This window comes from Pseudomonas zanjanensis (assembly GCF_014268745.2).
Taxonomy (GTDB): Bacteria; Pseudomonadota; Gammaproteobacteria; order Pseudomonadales; family Pseudomonadaceae; genus Aquipseudomonas; species Aquipseudomonas zanjanensis.
Window position 1 is genome coordinate 53157 of sequence record NZ_JABWRB020000003.1, and the last position, 21041, is coordinate 74197.

The 21041-nt window shown below is 58.2% G+C and carries 14 protein-coding genes; 6 read left to right on the forward strand and 8 right to left on the reverse strand.

Annotated elements, in window-relative coordinates:
* Positions 1–9: 9 nt before the first annotated feature.
* A complete protein-coding gene (locus tag HU715_RS20055; RefSeq protein WP_186709607.1) occupies positions 10–684 on the forward strand; it encodes a GNAT family N-acetyltransferase in 675 nt (224 codons plus the stop codon).
* A 70-nt stretch (positions 685–754) separates the two neighbouring features.
* Here HU715_RS20055 and HU715_RS27365 read toward each other — a convergent pair whose 3' ends face one another.
* Together HU715_RS27365 and HU715_RS20065 are read right to left on the reverse strand one after the other, a co-directional pair.
* Complete coding sequence (locus HU715_RS27365; protein WP_225917673.1) at positions 755–5911, reverse strand: dermonecrotic toxin domain-containing protein; 5157 nt, start codon at positions 5909–5911, stop codon at positions 755–757.
* A gap of 177 nt (positions 5912–6088) precedes the next feature.
* Positions 6089–6988 carry a homocysteine S-methyltransferase family protein gene (locus HU715_RS20065; protein ID WP_186709609.1) on the reverse strand — a complete coding sequence of 300 codons (900 nt, stop codon included), beginning with the start codon at positions 6986–6988 and terminating at the stop codon, positions 6089–6091.
* Positions 6989–7102: 114 nt separating this feature from the next.
* Here HU715_RS20065 and HU715_RS20070 point away from each other — a divergent pair, with 114 nt between their 5' ends.
* Positions 7103–7924: an ABC transporter substrate-binding protein gene (locus HU715_RS20070; protein WP_186709612.1), complete on the forward strand. Its 822-nt coding sequence runs from the start codon at positions 7103–7105 to the stop codon at positions 7922–7924.
* Positions 7921–8754 (forward strand): amino acid ABC transporter permease, encoded by an 834-nt coding sequence (locus HU715_RS20075; protein WP_186709614.1) that lies wholly within the window; start codon positions 7921–7923, stop codon positions 8752–8754. The genes HU715_RS20070 and HU715_RS20075 overlap by 4 nt, the downstream gene beginning before the upstream one ends.
* Before the next feature lie 894 nt (positions 8755–9648).
* Here the strand turns inward: HU715_RS20075 and HU715_RS20080 are convergent.
* Both HU715_RS20080 and HU715_RS20085 read right to left on the reverse strand, forming a co-directional pair.
* Positions 9649–11079, reverse strand: a complete 1431-nt coding sequence (locus HU715_RS20080) for an IS1182 family transposase (protein ID WP_217884348.1) — start codon at positions 11077–11079, stop codon at positions 9649–9651.
* Between the two features lie 280 nt (positions 11080–11359).
* Complete coding sequence (locus HU715_RS20085; RefSeq protein WP_186710768.1) at positions 11360–11680, reverse strand: hypothetical protein; 321 nt, start codon at positions 11678–11680, stop codon at positions 11360–11362.
* Positions 11681–12354: 674 nt separating this feature from the next.
* On the opposite strand from HU715_RS20085, the gene HU715_RS20090 reads away from it, so the two are divergent.
* Positions 12355–14493: an autotransporter outer membrane beta-barrel domain-containing protein gene (locus tag HU715_RS20090; protein ID WP_186710775.1), complete on the forward strand. Its 2139-nt coding sequence runs from the start codon at positions 12355–12357 to the stop codon at positions 14491–14493.
* Positions 14494–14557: 64 nt separating this feature from the next.
* Here HU715_RS20090 and oadA read toward each other — a convergent pair whose 3' ends face one another.
* Together oadA and HU715_RS20100 are read right to left on the reverse strand one after the other, a co-directional pair.
* Positions 14558–16366, reverse strand: coding sequence for a sodium-extruding oxaloacetate decarboxylase subunit alpha (gene oadA / locus HU715_RS20095; RefSeq protein WP_186710765.1), 1809 nt, complete (start codon positions 16364–16366; stop codon positions 14558–14560).
* A gap of 12 nt (positions 16367–16378) precedes the next feature.
* Positions 16379–17794 (reverse strand): acetyl-CoA carboxylase biotin carboxylase subunit, encoded by a 1416-nt coding sequence (locus HU715_RS20100; RefSeq protein ID WP_003187105.1) that lies wholly within the window; start codon positions 17792–17794, stop codon positions 16379–16381.
* A gap of 187 nt (positions 17795–17981) precedes the next feature.
* On the opposite strand from HU715_RS20100, the gene HU715_RS20105 reads away from it, so the two are divergent.
* Positions 17982–18944, forward strand: coding sequence for a LysR family transcriptional regulator (locus HU715_RS20105; protein WP_053126704.1), 963 nt, complete (start codon positions 17982–17984; stop codon positions 18942–18944).
* Here HU715_RS20105 and HU715_RS20110 read toward each other — a convergent pair.
* Complete coding sequence (locus HU715_RS20110; RefSeq protein WP_186710758.1) at positions 18886–19095, reverse strand: PA3496 family putative envelope integrity protein; 210 nt, start codon at positions 19093–19095, stop codon at positions 18886–18888. The two genes, HU715_RS20105 and HU715_RS20110, sit on opposite strands and share 59 nt — an antisense overlap.
* A gap of 255 nt (positions 19096–19350) precedes the next feature.
* Positions 19351–20217, reverse strand: coding sequence for a transcriptional regulator HexR (gene hexR / locus HU715_RS20115; protein WP_003187110.1), 867 nt, complete (start codon positions 20215–20217; stop codon positions 19351–19353).
* A gap of 444 nt (positions 20218–20661) precedes the next feature.
* Here hexR and HU715_RS20120 point away from each other — a divergent pair, with 444 nt between their 5' ends.
* On the forward strand, positions 20662–20976 hold the full coding sequence (locus HU715_RS20120) for a hypothetical protein (protein ID WP_186710756.1): 315 nt from the start codon (positions 20662–20664) through the stop codon (positions 20974–20976).
* The last annotated feature ends 65 nt before the right edge of the window (positions 20977–21041 follow it).

The following is a 21041-nucleotide window of genomic DNA, read 5'->3' on the forward strand; positions in this document are numbered from 1 at the left end:
GAGCGCCCGATGTCTTCACTCGCTGATTGGAAAGGTGTCCCGGCGCCCTCTGCACAGGTGCTCGAAGGGCGTTTCATCCGCCTGGAAAAACTCGACCCGGCGCGGCATGCCGATGGCCTGTGGCAAGCCCTCGAAGGCCCCGGTGCCGACCCGAAACTCTGGGATTACTTGCCCTATGGTCCGTTCAAGGATCGCGGTGCGTTCGACGCCTGGCTGGACAACCATGCGGCCAACGTCGACCCGTATTTCTTCAGCGTGATCGACCGTGCCAGCGGTGAAGTCCAAGGCATTCTCAGCCTCATGTCGATCGTCCCGGCCCAAGGTCGCATCGAGATCGGCCACGTGACCTTCGGCGCGCCGATGCAGCGCTCACCGAAAAGCACCGAGGCAGTCTATCTGCTGGCCAAGGAATCTTTCGCCTTGGGTTATCGTCGCCTGGAATGGAAGTGCAACAACGGCAACGCCCGCTCCAAATATGCCGCCGAGCGCTTGGGTTTCACCTTTGAAGGGGTGTTTCGCCAGCACATGGTGGTCAAGGGGCAGAATCGCGACACGGCATGGTATTCGATGCTGGATTCGGAATGGCCGGCGATCAAGGCCGGGTTCGAACAGTGGCTGAGCGAGGACAATCAGCGCGACGGTGGGCAGGTGCGAGGGCTGGCACAATGCCGATCTGACCGTTGACGGCCACCCGCCCCTCATCACAAGCCGGTTTGTGATGAGGGGTGCGAGCGTCTACCCGTTGCTTGCCAACTCAGCTGTCGGGTTTATCTTCCCTGGGCTTTGTGGTCTTGATCGCTCCGAACGGCTTGAGCGAATCCGGGGTTACTCCTTCCCTCGCATATCGCCAGGCCCATTCAGGTATCGCCAGGTGGCTTTCCAGGTACAAGGCGAAATCCAGGCGGCTATGGCCCAGGCGATCGGTGGGGAAATCAAAGTTATACAGATATTGTTGGGAGCGGCTCTGGCCAAGGCCGAATAAATTTCGAACGATCCGATTGGCGCGCGCCTCTTCCGCGCTCAGCCCGACCCCCAAAGCCAAGGCAAAGTTAAGCTCGGACGTTAGCGCTCCAGGGTGCGCCAGCGCGCGTCGTATGTTGGCATCGCTGAAATAGGGGCCGATCAACTCGTTCCAGATTTGCAGGGCGTTATTTCTTGGGAAACGTTGCATCGCAGCCCACAATCCAGGGGTGGCGAATAGCAGCGAAACCCGCGCATTGGAAACAGGCTGCCCCACCACGCTGAACAACCTGGCGACAGCAGGGATATCGAAGCCCCTCATGTCACCTCGCGCGCCTCCCAGAAACCCCATGAAGCCAGTGATGCTTTTTTGGTGAGTGACAATCGAGAGTACATTCTGGTCGTTGAACGACTGCATCCAGCCGATATCAAGGAAGCCGTCCTCCGATATTTCTGCGTAACGGCTATTGGCATATCCAGCAATCAGTCGAAGCCGCTCATTGGATAATGCAGGGTTACGCAACCAGCCGGCGAACACGCTGATATCCAGGTCGCCGCCCAATGTCCACGAGAGGATAGGGGATGCCAGAAGAATATCTGCCCGTACCTGCAAATCGGGGAAACGCCTGAGGGCCAGGCGGTACAGGTCACTCGTCCTGTCCGCTGACTGGTATTTCACATACGATTCCAACAGTTCGCCTTGGTCAATGACGGTTTCACCTGTCACTTGCTTTATTTTTGCTTGCACGTCCTCCAGATCATCTTCGGTCACCAGCCTGACGCTATCCACCAACTCTTCAAGTTCATCGTCGTCAAGTTGACCGTGCGTGGCTTCGTCGAACAAGACGAAAGCATCATCGGAAAGAGGGTAGTTCCATGACAACTCCCGCGAGGTAACACCGTACTCCAATAAGATATGGAGCTGATTGGCCCGCAAGACCAGGTACGGGTCCTCGAGAAATTCGTCGATATACCGATACTCGACGGGCTCCAGAAGAGTGCTCTCAAGAAAGTTTCGTAAGGACTGCCTTTCCGGTGCAGATAAGGGGCCATGCCATTGGCTTAATTTCCCTGGAGATCGGGCCGACAAATGACGTGCGATCATTTGCAGGACTTCCGCTGGCAACACCGTATTTCCTGCTTGATTAAGCACCCTCCGATTTAAGTTATCGATATAACGATTCAGATACTTAATGAGCGGTTGGAATAACCGATGCGGATTCGGCGCACCATGAATGATGCGTGTCAGATCGCCGAATGCGGTCCCGCCCATGAACTCTTTAAGAGAGGCTGCATTTTCAAAGAGCGCTTGCTGCTCGCCGGAAGCGTGGTGCGCCGGCAAGTAGTGACTCAATTCTGGATGCTGCTCGATGTAGTCGGCCGCGGCATTGCGTAGCCCTTGTATGGAAAATGTCCCCTGCGCCTGCCCTTCATTCAGCCCTTGGGCAACGGCATTGAAAAAGCAATCGCCATCGGCGGGGATGTCCACGACACGGTCATCCAGAATCAAGGTGTAGTGATTCTGTGCCGTTCGGCTCAAAACAATATCGCTGCTCGCTTCATCCGGGTGGTAGCGCATCGGATAAATGCTTTCAGGTTGCCCCGGGGTATAACGCACCGACCAATAATGACTTGCCGAGATTTCATCCCTGATCATCAGGCTGCGGTTTTGTGGCCAATTCGGTAGACGAGGCATGATCGCCGGGACCAGATCCATGATTTGATTATCCCAACTGCCGGACATACGAATTGAGTCGGAAACACGCGACAGGGCCGGCATCTTGGGTTTGGAAGGACCTGGTTGAGGCGACGTCTCCCCCGGGCGCTTTCCACCGCCCTGGCCAAACCCCACGGCACGCCATTCGCCATTGGGCATTCGTGCCACGGTGCTCCTCATCACGCCGCTGGAGCGGATGCTCAAGCCCGTCAACGGGTCAACGAGGGTTGCCTCGGTGGCGTTCAAGCGGGTGTGATCGTGCACTCGGAAAACCGTTCCATCGGGCTGCCGCACATAGACAGGACGACTCACACTCCCCGTGACATTGTTCGTGAGGGAGGGGCGATAGAAACCTTGTGCGTCTGCGCTAACGCCTTGAATCACAGAGCCATCCGTCACCGCATAGCGACGGTAGAGTGCCTCCTCCAAGGGGAGCCCTGCCAGCGTTTCGTCCTGCGTGACACTGTCGGTGAGGGTGGGGCGATAAAATCCTTGTGCGTCTGCGGAAACGCCTTGAATCGGAGATCCATCCGCCACCCCATAACGACGGTTAAACGCGTCTTCCACCGGGAGCCGTGCCAGCATTTCCCCCTGGGTTTGACGCGCCGCCGCAAGCACGAACGAAGGCTCACCCCGCAAATAAAGCATTGCGCCATAAACAGAGCGACGCCCTATGCGCCAGGCGAGATTATGCACACGCAACAGGGTGGCCAGGTCCATCGGTATGCCTGTCCTGAACGCCCTGTAGCCCACCTCCACCGCACTTTTGAGTAATCGAAAACCAGGCGTGAAAAGCAGGCCGACCAGATCCATCACGCTTTCGACCGCTGCCATGCCGACCCTCAAAGCCGTCTGATGCGCTATCTCCCGATTGCTGGTGGAGCGGTGGTCCGCGTACGCGCTGTGAAAGTTGACGTGCGCCCGGTGATAGGCGTCAAGAAAATCAGCGGTGATCAGCAGCCCTCGAATCAAAGGCCGGCTGCGGTGCTGCCCCAGCAGTTTTTTTATCTCCTCTTCGTCGGCACTGGCTATGCGTGAACGGAAATACGCTTGCCACTCTTCCAACTGCAGCAGTCCAGCGACCCCGTCACTCAAATCAGAAAATTCATGCAGGTCCTCCCCCTTTGGGCTGTCAGGAAAGTAGACACCCACAGCTCCCTTGATCACCGGCCCGTCCTGATCGGTAAAAATCAGCGCGCCATCGATGCTGACCGCGCCGCCCATCGTCCCGTTCTGTCCTCCAACACCCACGCTTCCGCCCAATAAAAGACCATAGACGTGAACCCGTCGCCCAAAGACCTGCGGACGTATTTGTGCCGACGGCGATTCCAAGATTGCTCGCAGCCAGAGAGCGAGCTGTTTTCTGAGTCTTGGCGGCTTGAGCGTCCTGTCCAGTGCCTCAGCCTTGAAGACTGCGCTTCCCTTGAGCGTCGCCTCGTATCGCTTGAATTTCAGATTGGCCAGGTACGCTGCCTGCCACGCCGCTTTATAGGCCGGTTTATTCAGTTCTTCGCGAAGCAGAACTTCATAGGTCCCGCCGACATTGAGCGTTGTCGCCATTTTTGCAAGCTCAGGCCCCGCCAACGTGATCGGTAGACCGGTGGCCGGGTGCCGGATACGTTCGCCCTGTTGATCGACCAAATAGACTGTCGTTACTTCCCTCATTGCATTCGGATATTGGGGCGAACGGACATTGTCGAGCATCAACTGGGTCAAGCTGGTAATACGGGAGTTCCTGGGATCGACGCTTTTACCAGAGAAAAGCGTGATCATCGTTTTGTCCGGATCAGGTTCTATGCTCGCGTGCACCGTTTGCTTGAGAAAGCGTTTAATCTTTTCGCTGGCGAACCGTTCCAGTTTCTGAACGCCATCGCCCAATCGATAGGCAGCCCCCATCACCCTTCCTTCCAGTTGGCGATAGTGGGCTTGCTGCAAAGGTGCCGCGGTTTTATAAAAGTGGGGACGGTTGTTTTCAATCCGTGTACCCACACGCACAAGCAGCGGCAGGACGAGGGATAACATCGGCAAAACCAGCGCATCCTCGAGATTCTTCGCAAAGGTTCTCACCGCAATCGTCGCGTTTTCCGGAGCACTCAAGGCTCTCTCCAGAGCAGCGCCTTGAATCTGCAGCAGCTCTTGTGCCGCGACATCGAACACATGCCCGATGAGCTCAGAGGATATGTCCCGAATCGCCCGTACTTGCTCCTTGTAGAAAGGCCTTGTTTGCTTTTCCAGCGCTTGAAAAGAATCGAACCGCTGCAACCCGAACTCCAGAGAGTAAAGGAACAACTCCTGTCGGTCCGTTCGCTTGATAACCATTGCAGCGGGCCATTTCTGGGGGGGCTCGTCTCCCATGTCGAGTGTGACGGCATAAACATAGGGAATGGGCGCCCGCATCAATCGGTTTCTTTCTGCCTTGCTCGGGTGAGTCGTGATGATATCCAGCAAGCGGTCTTCCTCGACCTGTTGGATTCGCGCACTTTCGATCGAGGGGGACACGGTGTTCCGATCGGCTTTGTACAAGTCGAAGAAATGTTGGAACCGTTGGTAAAGCAGATGGGCGAAGGCCCCTGCCATCGTCGAGGGCGTGGTGGAATCAGGCGAGCCGTTCAATGTCGTGCGGGTGCGAAACAGGCTGAGTTCTTCACGGAACTGACGCTTCACTCTGTCCTGGGTGGTTGGGTTGGCGATGTAAAAGGCCGATGCCATGGCCGTTAGCGTTCGCGTATCCACCGGGCCGACGAGCAGGCTGTCGGCCTCGTCCACGCTATCCGGACGAGAGAAAAATCCCACCCCTGCAGAGAAAGCAGGAGGTGTATCCGTGAGCAAACCATCCCATAAGACCTGGGTAAAACTCCGCGAGGACGTTAACGAACGCCTACCGCTCGAATCCAGGATGAAGTGATTCACATAGCAGTCATCCGGGTCCAGGCTCGAAAGTTGTGTGTTTCGAAATTCCTGCTCGGCAATCCCGGCCTTGATTGTGCTGATCAGCAGGTTCTTGATCACGGTGTCGAAGGTGGGAAGGCCGGCAAACAAGCGAGCCAGGTTTTCCTGATTTATGTTCAGGAGCTCTAGTTGTCGGATCTGCTCTCTTGCCTGGACGCTGAGCGTATCGCCTCGAGCGCCCACCTCCGTGTGAGGAGACGGCCCAAGATCCTGGGAACCCGCTGGGCTTCGAATACTCTCGGGCAAAGGGGGGTTGTTGGATTCATTTTCTGGAGCGAAAGGCATTTGACTGTCCAAACTGTGATTGGAAAGTTCAAAACCTATCGCACCGTTGAATCGGAAATGACATACATATGTATAGCGAGGCGCTACGATTTTCGAAGTGATCGTAAGCTCATATGTAAGGCTTCTTTAGGCGCCCTTGTGGGGGTGGGCTTGCTTGCCCACCAGACGCCAACCGACTCAGCCCAGTCGCTGCGCCAAGACCTCGATATGCTCCGGCCCGATTCCGCAGCAGCCACCCAGGTGACTGGCCCCGCGCTTGCGCCAATCCGCTGCCCATTGCAGATAACCCGGTGGGTCGAGGTCTTCGCGCAGCGGGTCCAGTCCGTCGTTGGCTGTCGCTTCCTTCGGTTGCGGCGGGAAGGCGTTGGCGTAGGCGCCGATGTCGATCGTCACCCCCAGGCGCTCGAAGGTATCCCGCGCCGCATCGATGGCCGCGCCGATCACTTCCGGTTGGCTGCAGTTGAACAGCAGCACCTCGACGCCCAGCTCCGCCGCGACCGCCGCCGCGTCCGCCACCGGTTCGCCGGATCGCAAGCGTGGCACTTCATCAGTGTCTTCGTCTTTCAGGGTAAACGATAGCCAGAAAGGCTTGCCGTCCTTCGGCAACCCGGCATGAATCGCCCGTGCTTCGACCGTGGAGCTTTGGGTCTCGGCCAGCCACAAATCGACGTGGGGCGACAGGCCGTTCACCAGGGGCGCCAGCAGTTCACTGGCGCGGGAGGCGTCGAACAGATCCGGCCGATAGGAACCGAACAGCGGCGGCAGCGACCCGGCCACGCGCACTGTTTTGCCTGAAGCCTCCACTGCACGCCGGGCCAACTCACCCGCCAGCGCGGCCAGGGCCTGGCCTTCTTCGGCGAAACGCGCCTCGCCAATATGAAACGGCACCACGGCATAGCTGTTACTGGTGATTACGTTGGCGCCGCTGGCAATGTAGGCCGCGTGCACAGCCTCTACCGCCTGCGGCGCTTCGCTCAAGGCCAGGGCCGACCACTCGGGCTGTCGGAACGGCGCACCCCGGCGTTGCAGTTCGCGGCCCATGCCGCCATCGAGAATGACTGTCGTTGCTGAGCCCATATGCGATTCACTCATAAGCTTATGAAAAATACTCACTACCGGAGTTGTTCTTATAACTATTTAATACGCACCATTCAGCGAACTACAACTTATTTCTCTAATCAGGGCCTTCACATGAAACTACAACCATTGCTGGCCCTGGGCCTGACGCTGCTGGCCGCCTCTTCGCAAGCGCTTGCCGGTGCCACGCTGGATCGCATCGAACAGAAAAAAGAACTGGTCGGCGTGCTGATGGAAAGTTATCCGCCCTTCTCGTTCCTTAACGATCAGAACCAGCTCGACGGTTTTGACGTGGACGTCGCCAAGGCCGTGGCGCAGAAGCTGGGCGTAAAGCTGCGCCTGGAAACCCCCTCCTGGGACGTGATCGCGGCCGGCCACTGGAGCGGTCGCTATGACATCTGCATCTGCTCCATGACGCCGAGCAAGGCACGCGCCGAAGTGTTCAATTTCCCGGTGCAATACTACGCTTCGCCAGCGGTGATCGTAGTCAACGCCAAGGACGACCGTATCCATGGCGCCAAAGACCTGAGCGGCAAGAAGGTCGGCCTGACCAGCGCCTCCAGCTACGAGAGCTACCTGAACAAGAACCTGGTGATCGAAGGCGCCGAGGACACCCAACTGAGCTATCCGTTCGAGGACGTGCAGATCGCCCCGTACGATACCGACAACGTGGCCTTCCAGGACCTGGGCCTGGGCGCCGGGGTGCGCCTGGACGCGGTGCTGACCAACCTGGTGACCGCACAGCCGCGCCTGACCGAAGACAAGCGCTTCAAGCTGGCCGGCGAAGCGCTGTATTCCGAACCGAACTCGGTGGCCATTGAAAAGGGCGACGCCCAATGGGACAGCAAGGTGCGTGAAGTCTTTGCCCAGTTGAAACAGGACGGCACCTTGAGCAGACTCTCGCAGAAATGGATCGGCGCCGACATCACCCAATGACTTCTTTTCCACCGCCTCAGCCACCGCCACCGGTGGCTGAATCACGCCTGCAAAAAATCTTCGGTTTCCGCACACGGTTGTATCTGACCTGGGCGGTCATGCTGGTGCTGTTCGCGAGTTTCTTCCTGAGCTTCGACCTGAAGTTCTCGATCATCCTCGACAAACTGCCAAACCTGCTGGGTGTGCACCTGGCGCCCAATGGCTTTTTGCAAGGCGCGGTGCTGACGTTGTTCCTGTGCCTGTGCTCGATCGTCGCGTCGTCATTGCTGGGCTTCATCACCGCCCTGGCGCGGCTGTCCAGCAGTGCAGTGGCGTTCGGCATCGCCAGTTTCTACGCATCGTTCTTTCGCGGCACGCCGTTGCTGATCCAGATCCTGCTGATCTACCTGGGCCTGCCGCAACTGGGCGTGGTCCCCGGCGCCATCGCCGCAGGGATCATCGCGCTGTCGCTTAACTACGGCGCCTACCTGAGCGAAATCTTCCGCGCCGGCATCCTTGGCGTCCCCAACGGCCAACGCGAAGCTTCCCTCGCCCTGGGCCTGAGCGAAACCGTGATCTTCTGGCGCGTCACCCTGCCCCAGGCCATGCGCACCATCATCCCGCCGACCACCAATCAATTCATCTCCATGCTCAAGGATTCCTCGCTGATCTCGGTGATGGGGGTTTGGGAGGTGATGTTTTTGGCGCAGTCTTATGGTCGTTCCAGTTATCGGTATATCGAGATGCTGACGACGGCGGCGATTATTTACTGGTTGATGTCCATTGCGTTGGAGCTGATTCAGGCGCGGATGGAGCGGCATTATGGGAAGGCTTATCTGAATAATCGTTGAGTCGGGGTTTTAAGGTTGGTGGGTATATCCATTGCTGTGGTAACGGCCACTTAGGGTTTCGCCCTGACGGCGAGTCACTTTCGAAAAGCCCGGAAGCCGGCCCAGTCGAAAGTAACCAAAGCGCTCATGCCCCACCACTTGGCACCTCGCCTAGGCTCGGTGTGCCCTCACTCCGGCATTGCTCCGTGGGCCCGCCGCGAAGGGCCATCCATGGCCCAGCGCGGCTATCCCGGCATCCATGCCGGGATGCCCACTCCACAATGCCTGCGTTCGGCCAGCGTGGTTAACGGGGCGCCGAGATCAACGTCCACCACGAGGCGGCCTAGTAGCCGACCTGGCTCTCCCGGTCGTACACCCATCAGATCTGTGGGAGCAAAGCTTGCTCGCGATGAGGCCAGTAAGCCCAACATCCATGTAACTGAACCACCGCCATCGCGAGCAGGCTCGCTCCCACATTCAATCTTCAGTGGACACAAAATTCATATCCAACACAGACCTCCTGTGGGGCTTGCTCGCGAAGAGGCCGGCCCATCCAACATCTTCATCGACTGTGACACCGCCTTCGCGAGCAAGCCCGCTCCCACAGGAGATACGCGGTCTCACCAAGAGCCAGGTCGGCTATCAGGCCGCCTCGGGGTGGACGTTGATCTCGGGCGCCCCATTAACCACGCTGGCCGCACGCAGGCATTGCGCAGTGGGCACCTCGGCATGGATGCCGAGGTAGCCGCGCTGGGCCCAGAGTGTGTAAAAACCGATAAAAACATCGTCGGCACGTCGTGCCGACAGGTGTTGGCCAACTGATAAAAACCTAAAGCGTTCCTGTACCTCCAAACGGCCCCTACAAGCGCTAGCAAGGCTCAGTAGGCTTGATTAACGGGGCAAAACCGCAGGCTTTCAGGCCGTCAGCGCCTTCATCAGACCTTGCGCACCTAGGATTTCCATCACTCTTTTCCAATTGTAAGCGAGCACATTCAAGCTCATTTCGGTGCTCACCCCAGCCAGCCGTCGCGTCAGAAAATGAGTCGCCCCCATCCATTGCTTCAGCGTCCCGAAGGGGTGCTCGACCGTTCTCTTGCGGATGTTCATCATCTGCGGCTCATTGTTCAGGCGGGCCTGCATTTCCTCCAGTACCGCCTCGTGTTCCCAGCGCCGAATCTTTCTCTCTCTGGCCGGTGTGCATTGCGCCTTTGTTGGGCAGGCTCTGCAGTTGGAGTGCCAGTAAACGTCCAGCTTCTTGCCCTTGTCGACGTAAAAGTTGCGCCAGATCAGCACTTGCTTGGCGGGGCAGACGTACACATTTTTTTCCGCGTCGTAAACAAACTCGTCATTGCCGAAGCGGCCATCAAATTTGGCCCGCGAGCTCAGCGTTTTCGGCACATAAGCTGTGATTCCTGCCTCGTGACAGGCCAGGATTTCTCCGCTTTTGTAATACCCTCGGTCCGCCACCACCGACAACGATTCGATTTGCATCGCCTCACGGGCTTGCTGGGCCATCGAGCTAAGCTGATCACGGTCGTGACCGACATTGGTCACCTCGTGCGCGACGATTAAATGGTGTTTGGTATCGACTGCTGTCTGCACGTTGTAGCCCACGATGCCATGACCGCTCGTCATCATCATCGAGCGCGCGTCCGGGTCGGTCAGCGAGATCTGTTTGTCCGGCGATGCTTCAAGCTGTATTTCAATCGCCTGGAGCGCCTTCATCTGTTCCTTTAATTTGGCAATTTTTTCTTCCAGGCCGCCTTTGGGCCCTGAAGACTTGGGCTCTTCCCGATCAGCCTCATCCAGGGCCTTCAGATAACGGGCGATGCTTGACTCGATGTCTTCCATCCGACGCTTCAGCTTGGCGCTGGTAAAATTGCGGTCGCGGTTGTTCACCGCCTTGAATTTACTGCCATCGATGGCAACGAAGTGTTCCGAGAAGAGCCCCAGTTGTTGACACAACACGACGAACTGCCGACAGACTCCTCGAATGGCCTTCCCATTGTCTTTGCGGAAGTTGGCGATGGTCTTGAAATCCGGCATCAGGCGACCGGTCAGCCACATCAGCTCGACGTTGCGCTGCGCCTCGCGCTCAAGGCGCCGGCTTGACTGGATACGGTTGAGATAGCCGTAGATGTAGATCTTCAGCATGACTGCAGGATGATAAGCCGGTCGGCCTGTTTTAGCGGGGACAGCGCTTTCAAAACCCAAGTTGATCAGGTCGAGCTCATCCACGAAGACATCGACAACGCGCACCGGATTGGTATCGCTGACGTAGTCGTCCAAGCTCTCGGGGAGCAAGGTAGTTTGATCTCGGTGTTCACCTTGGATGAAGCGTTTCATGGGCAGCCCTTGCAATGAAGTCCTGGGGAAATCATAGCAAGGGTTGGCTTCGGAGTTTTTACACACTCTGGGCCATGGATGGCCCTTCGCGGCGGCCCACGGAGCAATGCCGGAGTGCGGGCATGCCGAGCCTAGGCGAGGCACCGAGTGGTGGGGCAGAAGCGTTTTGCTTACTTTTGCGCTTCTCAAAAGTGAGCCGCCGTCAGGGCGGAACCCTAAGTGGCCGTTACCGCAGAAACGGATATACACCCCGCCCCCAAAATCCCACCCAGCTCAACGGCTAAGCAGGAAAATCCGCCTGAGGTGCAGCCGAATCGCTAGCAGGTGAAGCGTGGAGATCACACCCATCGATGCTCCACCCCAACACTTCCAGCGCATCGCAACCATCCTGCAACAACAGATGCGCGGCGTTGGCGAAATGCTCCAGGTCATAACCCTCAGCGTTTTTCAGGCATAGACAGGAAACGCTGTTGAGCAAGTCTCGAGCGGCTTTGATTCGATGCGAAGCCGTTTCCAAAAGATCGGAGGCACCAGCTTCTGTATCGATAAACAGTGTGGCGCCGACGCTGGTATTGGCTTGAAGGGGATGGTACTTGATCATCGGGTTGCTCTCTTGAGTTGGGAGCTACCACCGTTCGCGGCTAAACGAATGAGGGTGGCAGCTGTACGCGGGTTAGCCGACCGGACAAGAGAATCCGGCACACCCGAAGATGTCCCCCGCACAGCCGCCATAAATCTAAAAAAACAGGCAGCAAAAAGCGCCGCCATTGGGGGCGCTCGTGCACTCTTGTTCGACCGGCTAAGATCGATCACCGTTTTGTCGATGACGAGAGAACTATAGGCGAGGCCCTGACGATAAAACGCTGAATTTCTGTATCTCGGAACCATCCTACGCGAAACACAGAATGGGTTTACAGAGCTCAATTTTTATCGGCCGGAAGCCTACCATTGCGAGCCCAATCTGTATCGAGCAGTTGATCAACTGCGCTTGCGATTGGGGGCTGCCGGATAACCTCAAGTCTTCATCCCAACGGTTTAAGCAAGACATCCGCCGGCAGTGATTGCCCCGTCAAATACTGGGTAAATAGAAAGGTCCGTGCGGGCTGTAAGGCAAAGCCTCGAACCATGAAAGCCGACGAACCAACACGCTGATCGCAGCACAAGCAGCCTACACATTTCATCCGTCGAATCTTTCCCACGGCGAGGAGATGGCTGGCATCGCCGCACAGGGTGAAATTTTTAAAGTGCGACCTCTTTCATCAGAGGTCACATTCGATGCCTACCCAACACACATACCTGCCCCAACATCTTGCGCTGGCAATCGCCTTGGCGCTTGGTTGTGCCGATGTTTCGATGGCTCAATCAGTTGCCGGGGAAACCCATTCCTTCGAAACAACCGGCGAGATGCAGGCTCGTCTCAAGGTGTTCGCGGCTGCGCCGGATACCCATACCCAGAGAGTCATCAAAATCCAAGAAGTCCCTTTGTCGAAGGACGCCAGTAACGATCTGGTGCTTGTCACCAGGCAAGGCGAACTCATCGGGCTCACCGACGGCGGCGGTGGCGCCAACGTCTTGCAACTGGATATCGCCAAGGGAGGCGAGTTAGGTGAAATACGCAATTTCCCGGACCTGTATTTAAAGCGAGGCGAATGGTCAAACAGCAAGGCCTTCGACAGCCGCAGCCTGATTGATTCGAACGCCAAATTGATCAACACCGGTGACATCCACGGAGCGATGCACATTCTTGGCGAACTCGTGAACCAAGGCATGGTGGCCGGGCCTGTGTTCGTGGGAAAAAATGGCACGTTCAGCGGTGGCGGGACGGTCGACGCGCTGGATGTGGCCGGCCTGATGGAAGTCAATCCTGTAACGGGAGCCCCTTCGGTTATCAACGATTTCAAATTATCCAAGAGCGCGACGTTGGTTTATGGAATCGATGCAGAGAAAGGCAGCGCCACGATCAACGTTGGCGGCACCGCTACCTTGGGCAATGCGACGCTGAAGATCATCGCTGTATCGGGCGAATCCACCGAAGCCGGCAAGCACGTCGTGATCAAGGCGGACAAGATCGATGGGAAGTTTGGAAAGGTCATCAATGAACTCGCTTTCATGACGGCTACACCGGACTACACCACGGAGAAACAAGTGGAACTGGTCCTCGCTCGCAACGAAGTGCCCCTTGAGAACGTCACGGCAAATCCCAACGGTCAAGAATTTGTAGGCGCTATTCCGAAGCCACAGTCAGCCGAACCATCGCCGCCAGTACCTAGCGGCACTTCAGCGCCAGTACCATCCCCGGCCGACGAGCCGCAAACCACCCGCCCAACGTCAAAACTCACCGAATCACCAAAAACTGCCATTGCCGCGCCAACCCCTGCGGCTCAATCGTCGGCCACCCAACCTGTGCCCAAACCCAACGCCGCCATCAACGCCCTGCTTGGCACCAACCTGACCACCGCCGCCGATGCCATCGACCAACTGGGCGGTTATGACACCGCCGATCTGGGCAATGCCACCTTGAGCAGCATCGCGCCAATCGGCACCGGAATGCTCTCGGCCATGAGCCGGAGAAGTCCGGCGGATGGGTACGACAACGGCCAAGTCTGGGTCCAAGCCATCGGCAACAGCGGCAGCCTCGCCAAGGAATGGGGCGATTTTGCTCTCAAGCATTCGACCAAGGGCCTGATGCTGGGAACCGACTGGGCTGTCAGCCCCGATTGGCGGCTGGGCATCATCGGCAGCAAGACCCAGACGCGGATGGACAGTTATCAGTTCGACGGGGCCCTGGACAGTTGGCTCGCCGGCGCTTACGCCTTGCGCCAGGACGGGCCGCTGGCGCTGCGCCTGGGCGCTGTCTATGGCAGTCATGACGGCAGCACCAAGCGCCACGTTGCCTTCAACGGTTTCAGGGATCGTCTCAAGGGTCGCTACGACGCCACGACACAACAGGTCTTTGGGCAAGTCGGCTACAACCTGGATGTTGGACATTTCGATATCGAACCCTATGTCCAAGTGGGTTACCAGCGCTATCAACGCGATGCCTATACCGAAAAAGGTGGGGACGCCGCGTTGCAGTACAACGGCCAGGCACAGGAACACTACAGCAGCGACCTCGGCCTGCGCCTCGCCCGCCCTTTGGTTTTCGACCGAGGCATGCGGTTGACGCCGCGACTGGATGTCAGCTGGAAGCACCTGTATGGCGACGTAAGGGGCACCTCACATCAGCGTATGGCTAGTGGAAGTGGCATCTATACCGTCAAAGGCATCGAACTGGACCGTGACAGCTTGCTCTGGCAGGCAGGGCTAGATTTGGCCGTATCGCCACGTCATACCCTGGGACTGAATTACAGCGGTGAAACCGGCCAGGACAACCGCAACGGCGCGTTGACCGGCCAATGGCGGATGATGTTCTGACGGGCGAAAAAAAAGGGGAGCACCTGCTCCCCCGAGGTAAAACAATGCATCGAGGCCGTTGGAATCAGCCTTCGATTTCGATCAGGATCTCGCCCGGGTTGACCCGGTCGCCCTTGGCCACATGAATGGCGGTGACCTTGCCGGCGATGGCCGCCTGGACTTCGGTTTCCATCTTCATGGCTTCGGTGATCAGCACCGCTTGGCCGGCCTTCACCACGTCGCCCTCCTTGACCAGGACATCGACGATGTTGCCCGGCATGGTGGTGCTGACATGGCCTGGCGCAGTGGCTTGCTTGCGCTTGCTGCTGCCGCCGCCGACGAATTCATTGAGCGGTTCGAACACGACCTCTTCGGGCATGCCATCGATGGACAAGTAGAAGTGACGCTTGCCTTCGGCCTTGACGCCCACACCGGTGATGTCGACGCGGTAGGTTTCGCCGTGCACGTCGATGACGAACTCGGTCGGCACACCTTCACCGCCCGCGGAGCTCACGCTACCTGCCTCAGGAATGGGCAGCAGCACTTCCGGGGTCAGGGTGCCGGCTTCGCGTTCCTCGAGGAACTTGCGACCGATGTCCGGGAACATGGCATAGGTCAGCACGTCCTCTTCGGACTTGGCCAGTGCACCGATTTCGCCGCGCAGCTTGGTCATTTCCGGCTTGAGCAGATCGGCCGGACGCACGTCGATCACCTCTTCGCTGCCGATGGCCTGGCGACGCAGCTTCTCACTCACCGAGCCCGGCGCCTTGCCGTAGCCGCCCTGCAGATAGAGCTTCACTTCGTTGGTGATGGTCTTGTAGCGCTCACCGGCCAATACGTTGAAGAACGCCTGGGTGCCAACGATCTGCGAGGTCGGGGTCACCAGCGGTGGGAAGCCGAGGTCTTCGCGTACTCGCGGGATTTCCGCCAGCACTTCGTTCATCCGGTTCAGCGCGCCCTGCTCTTTCAGCTGGTTGGCGAGGTTGGAAATCATCCCCCCCGGCACCTGGTTGACCTGGACGCGAGTGTCCACCGCGGTGAACTCGCTTTCGAACTGGTGGTACTTCTTGCGCACGGCGTAGAAATACAGGCCGATTTCCTGCAACAGCTCCAGGTCCAGCCCGGTGTCGAATTCACTGCCTTTAAGGGCCGCAACCATCGACTCGGTGCCCGGATGGCTGGTGCCCCAGGCGAAGCTGGAGATCGCGGTGTCAATGTGATCGGCACCGTTTTCGATGGCCTTGAGTTGGCACATCGCGGCCAGGCCGGCGGTGTCGTGGGAGTGGATGAACACCGGCAACGATTGCTCGCTCTTCAGCGCTTTCACCAGCTCGCCAGTGGCATACGGGGTCAGCAGGCCGGCCATGTCCTTGATCGCCACCGAGTCGCACCCCATGGCTTCCATCTGCTTGGCCTGGGCCACGAACGCGTCGATGGTGTGCACCGGGCTGGTGGTGTAGGCGATGGTGCCCTGGGCGTGCTTGCCGGCAGCTTTCACCGCTTCGATGGCGACCCGCAGGTTACGCACGTCGTTCATCGCATCGAAAATACGGAACACATCGATGCCGTTGACGGCGGCCTTGGCGACGAATGCCTTGACCACGTCATCGCTGTAATGGCGATAGCCCAGCAGGTTCTGGCCGCGCAGGAGCATTTGCAGGCGGGTGTTGGGCAGCGCCGCGCGCAGTTGACGCAGACGCTCCCATGGATCTTCCTTCAGGAAGCGCACGCAGGCGTCGAAGGTTGCGCCGCCCCAGACTTCCAGCGACCAATAGCCGACCTTGTCGAGCTTGTCGCAGATCGGCAGCATGTCTTCGGTGCGCATGCGGGTGGCGAGCAGCGATTGGTGAGCGTCGCGCAGGATTGTGTCGGTAACGTGGATCTTCTTGGACATTTTCATGATTCCTTACAGGCCTGCGTGGGCGGCAATGGCGGCGGCGATGGCCAAGGCCAGCTCTTCGGGTTTGCGCTTGATCGAGTAGTTGGTCAGTTCAGGGTGGCTTTCAACGAAGCTGGTGTTGAACTGGCCGCTGCGGAATTCCGGATTGCGCAGGATTTCCTGGTAATACGCGGCGGTGGTCTTGACCCCCTGCAGGCGCATGTCATCCAGGGCTCGCAGGCCACGGTCCATCGCTTCTTCCCAAGTCAACGCCCAAACCACCAGTTTCAGGCACATCGAATCGTAGAACGGCGGAATGGTGTAGCCGGTGTAGATCGCCGTGTCGGTGCGCACACCCGGGCCACCCGGGGCGTAGTAGCGGGTGATCTTGCCGAAGCTGGGCAGGAAGTTGTTTTTCGGATCCTCGGCGTTGATGCGGAACTGCAACGCAAAACCCCGGTGCTGGATGTCTTCCTGCTTGACCGACAACGGCAGCCCGGAGGCGATGCGGATCTGTTCGCGAACAATGTCGATACCGGTGATTTCTTCGGTGATGGTGTGTTCCACCTGCACCCGGGTGTTCATCTCCATGAAGTACACCTCGCCTTCGGCGAGCAAAAACTCCACGGTGCCGGCGTTCTCGTAGCCCACGGCCTTGGCCGCGCGCACCGACAGGTCGCCGATGTAGGCGCGCTGCTCGGGGGTCAGTTGCGGGCTCGGGGCGATTTCGATCAGCTTCTGGTTACGGCGCTGGATCGAGCAATCGCGTTCGAACAGGTGCACCACGTTGCCGAAACTGTCGCCCAGGATCTGCGCTTCGATGTGCTTGGGATTGACGATGCATTTTTCCAGGAACACTTCCGCCGAACCGAACGCCTTGGTGGCTTCGGAAATCACCCGCGGGAAGGCCTGTTCGAGTTCTTCACGGCTGTTGCAACGACGGATACCGCGACCGCCGCCACCAGAGGTGGCCTTGAGCATCACCGGGTAACCGATCCGATCACCTTCGGTCAGGGCCTCTTCGATGCCCGCCACGTTGCCTTCGGTACCCGGCGTGACCGGCACACCGGCCTTGATCATGCTGCGACGCGCTTCGGTCTTGTCACCCATGCGGCGAATGACTTCCGCCGAAGGGCCAATGAATTTGATGCCGCGCTCAGCGCAGATGTCTGCCAGCTCGGCATTTTCCGAAAGGAAACCGTAGCCGGGGTGCAAGGCATCACAGCCGGTTTCCACCGCCAGGTTCACCAGTTTGCGTGGGTTGAGGTAGCCGGCCAGCGGATCGGCGCCGATGCTGTGGGCCTCGTCCGCACGCTTGACATGCAACGCATGACGGTCCGCGTCGGAGTAGACCGCGACCGAGCGAATGCCCATCTCGGCGCAAGCGCGCACGATGCGGACGGCAATCTCACCACGGTTGGCGATCAGGATCTTTGTTATCAATTGGAGGTTCCCTTGAGCCGGTGATACCACGGCCTGGGATCCAGGCCGACGCGTGACCAGATGTAACAATTGGTCGCAGCTCCACACTAGTCCTGGCTGTGGATTAACAAAAATGAATAATTATTGGGTCATGCATAAGCAAAGACTTATAGTTGAGCTGTCCGCCCCACACCAGAGTACTTAAAAGATGCGTAAGTCGTTGATGCGTATGACATTGCGTCAATTGCAGATTTTTAACGAGGTGTGCGACCTGAGGTCCTACAGCCGTGCAGCCGACGAAATGTCTCTCACACAACCGGCCGTTAGCCTACAGATTCGATCTCTGGAAGAGCTGATTGGCCAGCCGTTATTCGAATACGTCGGCAAAAAACTCTACATGACCGAAGCCGCCGAAGCCCTGCAACGTGCCAGCCGCGACATCTTCGGGCGCCTGGAAAACCTCGATATGCAGCTCTCGGACATGCAGGGTTCGCTGCAAGGCCAACTGAAGCTGGCGGTGGAGTCCAGCGCCAAGTACTTCGTCCCGCATCTATTCGCCGCATTCAAGCGCCAGCATCCGGAGGTCAACCTCAACCTCACGGTGGTCAATCGCGGCCAGGTCATCCGCCGGCTCTCGGACAACCGCGACGACTTGGTGATCATGTCCATGGTGCCCCAGGACATGGGCCTGGAATTCCTGCCCTTTCTCAACAATCCGATCGTCGCCGTGGCGCCGCCCGACCATCCGCTGTGCCACCTGGGTCCGCTGCGCTTGCAGGACCTGGAGCCCTACACGCTGCTGTTGCGCGAGCCGGGGTCCGGCACGCGACTGGCCTGTGAGGAATATTTCAAGGAGAAACGAGTGCACTTCACCCAGACGCTGGAAGTGGCGTCGGCGGAGGCCCAGCGCGAATGCGTAGTAGCCGGGCTGGGCGTGGCGCTGTTGACACGCCACGCCGTGAGCCGGGAATTGTCGTCCGGCGCACTCATCGAGCTGCCGGTGGAGGAATTGCCGCTGTACCGCAGTTGGTGCCTGGTGCAGGCCAGGGCCAAGCGCCTGTCACCGGTGGCCCATGCCTTCCTGGCCTTCGTTCGCGGCGAGCGCGCTCAGATCATCGGCCTGGTTGAGCGTTTCGACGGGAAGCCGCCGGCGCTGCCTGCCAGTAATTGAACTCTACCGCGTCAGGAAACTCGCTGATCTCGGCCAGAAGCTGACGCTGTTCATAGCGGTCTTCGATGGCACGACGGAACGCCATGCGGCGCTGGTCTTCCTGCTGACGACGGGTTTTGACGGCGCTGCGTTCTTCGTAGGACTGGGTCATGTCGAGACTCCCAAGACGTATACGGGAGCTTTACGATGACGGTGAGGGATGACGATTTGGCGGCGCGTGCGTTACAGAACGATGAATTCAGGGGAAATGATCCCCTGTGGCGAGGGAGCTTGCTCCCGCTCGGCTGCGCAGCAGTCGCAAACCAGCCAATGCGGTGTATCTGGGAAAATCGTTGGGGGCTGCTTCGCAGCCCAGCGGGAGCAAGCTCCCTCGCCACAAAAGCCCCTCGACCTCAGGGCTTGGGATTCAGTCGTCCAGCGCCTTCACCGACTTGGGCGACAGCCTCAGGCTGCGAAGGCTGCGCTTCACGCTCTTGAGGTGGTTGACCAAGCTCGGGCCACGAGCCATGGCGACGCCCATCGCCAGTACGTCGATCACCACCAGATGGGCGATGCGCGAGGTTAGCGGCGTGTAGATCTCAGTGTCTTCATGCACGTCGATGGCCAGGTTCACCGTGGAAAGCTCTGCCAGAGGCGTCTGGCTCGGGCACAAGGTGATCAACGAGGCACCGCTTTCGCGCACCAGGTTCGCGGTGATCAGCAGGTCCTTGGAACGCCCCGACTGGGAAATGCAGATCGCCACATCGGTGGGTTTCAAGGTCACTGCCGACATGGCCTGCATGTGCGGGTCGGAATAGGCCGCTGCCGTCAGCAGCAACCGGAAGAACTTGTGCTGGGCATCGGCGGCCACCGCGCCCGAGGCGCCGAAGCCATAAAACTCGACACGCTGGGCCTGGGACATGGCCGTGACGGCTTTTTGCAACGCCACCGGGTCGAGCTTCTCGCGAACCTCCATCAACGTATGCAGGGTCGTGTCGAAGATTTTCAGGCTGTAGTCCGCTACTGAATCATCTTCATGGATCGCAAACTGACCGAAGCTCGCGCCGGCGGCCAGGCTTTGCGCCAGCTTGAGTTTCAGGTCCTGGAAGCCCGAGCAACCGATGGCCCGGCAGAAGCGCACGATGGTCGGTTCACTGATGCCGACGCTGTGGGCAAGATCGGCCATGGAGCTATGCATCACGGCCGCTGGATCAAGCAGTACGTGATCGGCGACTTTCAGCTCCGACTTGCGCAGCAAGTGGCGTGACTGGGCGATGTGTTGCAACAGGTTCAAGGGGCTGGACTCTTGTTATGGGCAGATGCCGGGATGTAGCAAGCTTGTAGTTATACTACAAGAATTGGCGCTTTGCCCGTCCAAAACGTAACTGGATTACCTCGCTGCCCCTTTGTTTTGGCCGAGGATTGCCCGATGTAGCAGTCTGGGCCGTAGCGCAAAGCCTCTGCGCTGTCGATCGCCTGACTTCCCGACCCGGCCAGAGCTTCCAACGTGGGCAATAGCGTCTATTTCCAATGAGCCAAACACTCAACAACTTGCAGTTCCCAACATTATATAATCCCTACAACCCTAGGCGGTAGCTCTCAAGCCAAAACCAAGTAGGCCATTGAAAGTTCATTTCTCCTTACAATACCAACTGCCACTTAGCTAACACCATCAAGTCAAAGCCGTTATATTGGCTCCCGCAGGAAGCAATCAACTTTAACTAAAGGAATTACCACTATGAAAATCACAACTAAAGATTGGACAGCACAAATCGATCGTATGCCAGGCGCTGCATCTTTCCGCACCTTTGGCACCGTAACCGTAGCAAATTCCGGCGTTATCCCGACGCTGGTCCGGAGTGCCAAACAGGACAAATCTTTTGATCTACGATTGGAGTTGACACTTCAAAACTCCGCCGGGGTTTCGCTACAAGTGCTCACAGACAAGGTTGTCGAATACAAAGAGCTGGGCGAATCCAACGTCACCAGTGTCAGTATTTTTTTCGAAGGAAAGTTGCTGCACCACATTGATGAAATTCTAATCACCCACTAAGCACTCGGCCACAAACAACTTCCCGCCCGACGCATTCGTCGTCAGACGGGAAGTTTCAATCGGCG

Excerpts from the sequence above, each read along its gene's own strand:
- HU715_RS27365 (WP_225917673.1), bottom strand. The coding sequence starts at position 5,911 with ATGCCTTTCGCTCCAGAAAATGAATCCAACAACCCCCCTTTGCCCGAG.
- HU715_RS20085 (WP_186710768.1), bottom strand. The coding sequence starts at position 11,680 with ATGATCAAGTACCATCCCCTTCAAGCCAATACCAGCGTCGGCGCCACA.
- HU715_RS20065 (WP_186709609.1), bottom strand. The coding sequence starts at position 6,988 with ATGGGCTCAGCAACGACAGTCATTCTCGATGGCGGCATGGGCCGCGAA.
- HU715_RS20080 (WP_217884348.1), bottom strand. The coding sequence starts at position 11,079 with ATGAAACGCTTCATCCAAGGTGAACACCGAGATCAAACTACCTTGCTC.
- HU715_RS20090 (WP_186710775.1), top strand. The coding sequence starts at position 12,355 with ATGCCTACCCAACACACATACCTGCCCCAACATCTTGCGCTGGCAATC.
- oadA (WP_186710765.1), bottom strand. The coding sequence starts at position 16,366 with ATGTCCAAGAAGATCCACGTTACCGACACAATCCTGCGCGACGCTCAC.
- HU715_RS20120 (WP_186710756.1), top strand. The coding sequence starts at position 20,662 with ATGAAAATCACAACTAAAGATTGGACAGCACAAATCGATCGTATGCCA.
- HU715_RS20075 (WP_186709614.1), top strand. The coding sequence starts at position 7,921 with ATGACTTCTTTTCCACCGCCTCAGCCACCGCCACCGGTGGCTGAATCA.
- HU715_RS20105 (WP_053126704.1), top strand. The coding sequence starts at position 17,982 with ATGCGTAAGTCGTTGATGCGTATGACATTGCGTCAATTGCAGATTTTT.
- HU715_RS20110 (WP_186710758.1), bottom strand. The coding sequence starts at position 19,095 with ATGACCCAGTCCTACGAAGAACGCAGCGCCGTCAAAACCCGTCGTCAG.
- HU715_RS20055 (WP_186709607.1), top strand. The coding sequence starts at position 10 with ATGTCTTCACTCGCTGATTGGAAAGGTGTCCCGGCGCCCTCTGCACAG.
- HU715_RS20070 (WP_186709612.1), top strand. The coding sequence starts at position 7,103 with ATGAAACTACAACCATTGCTGGCCCTGGGCCTGACGCTGCTGGCCGCC.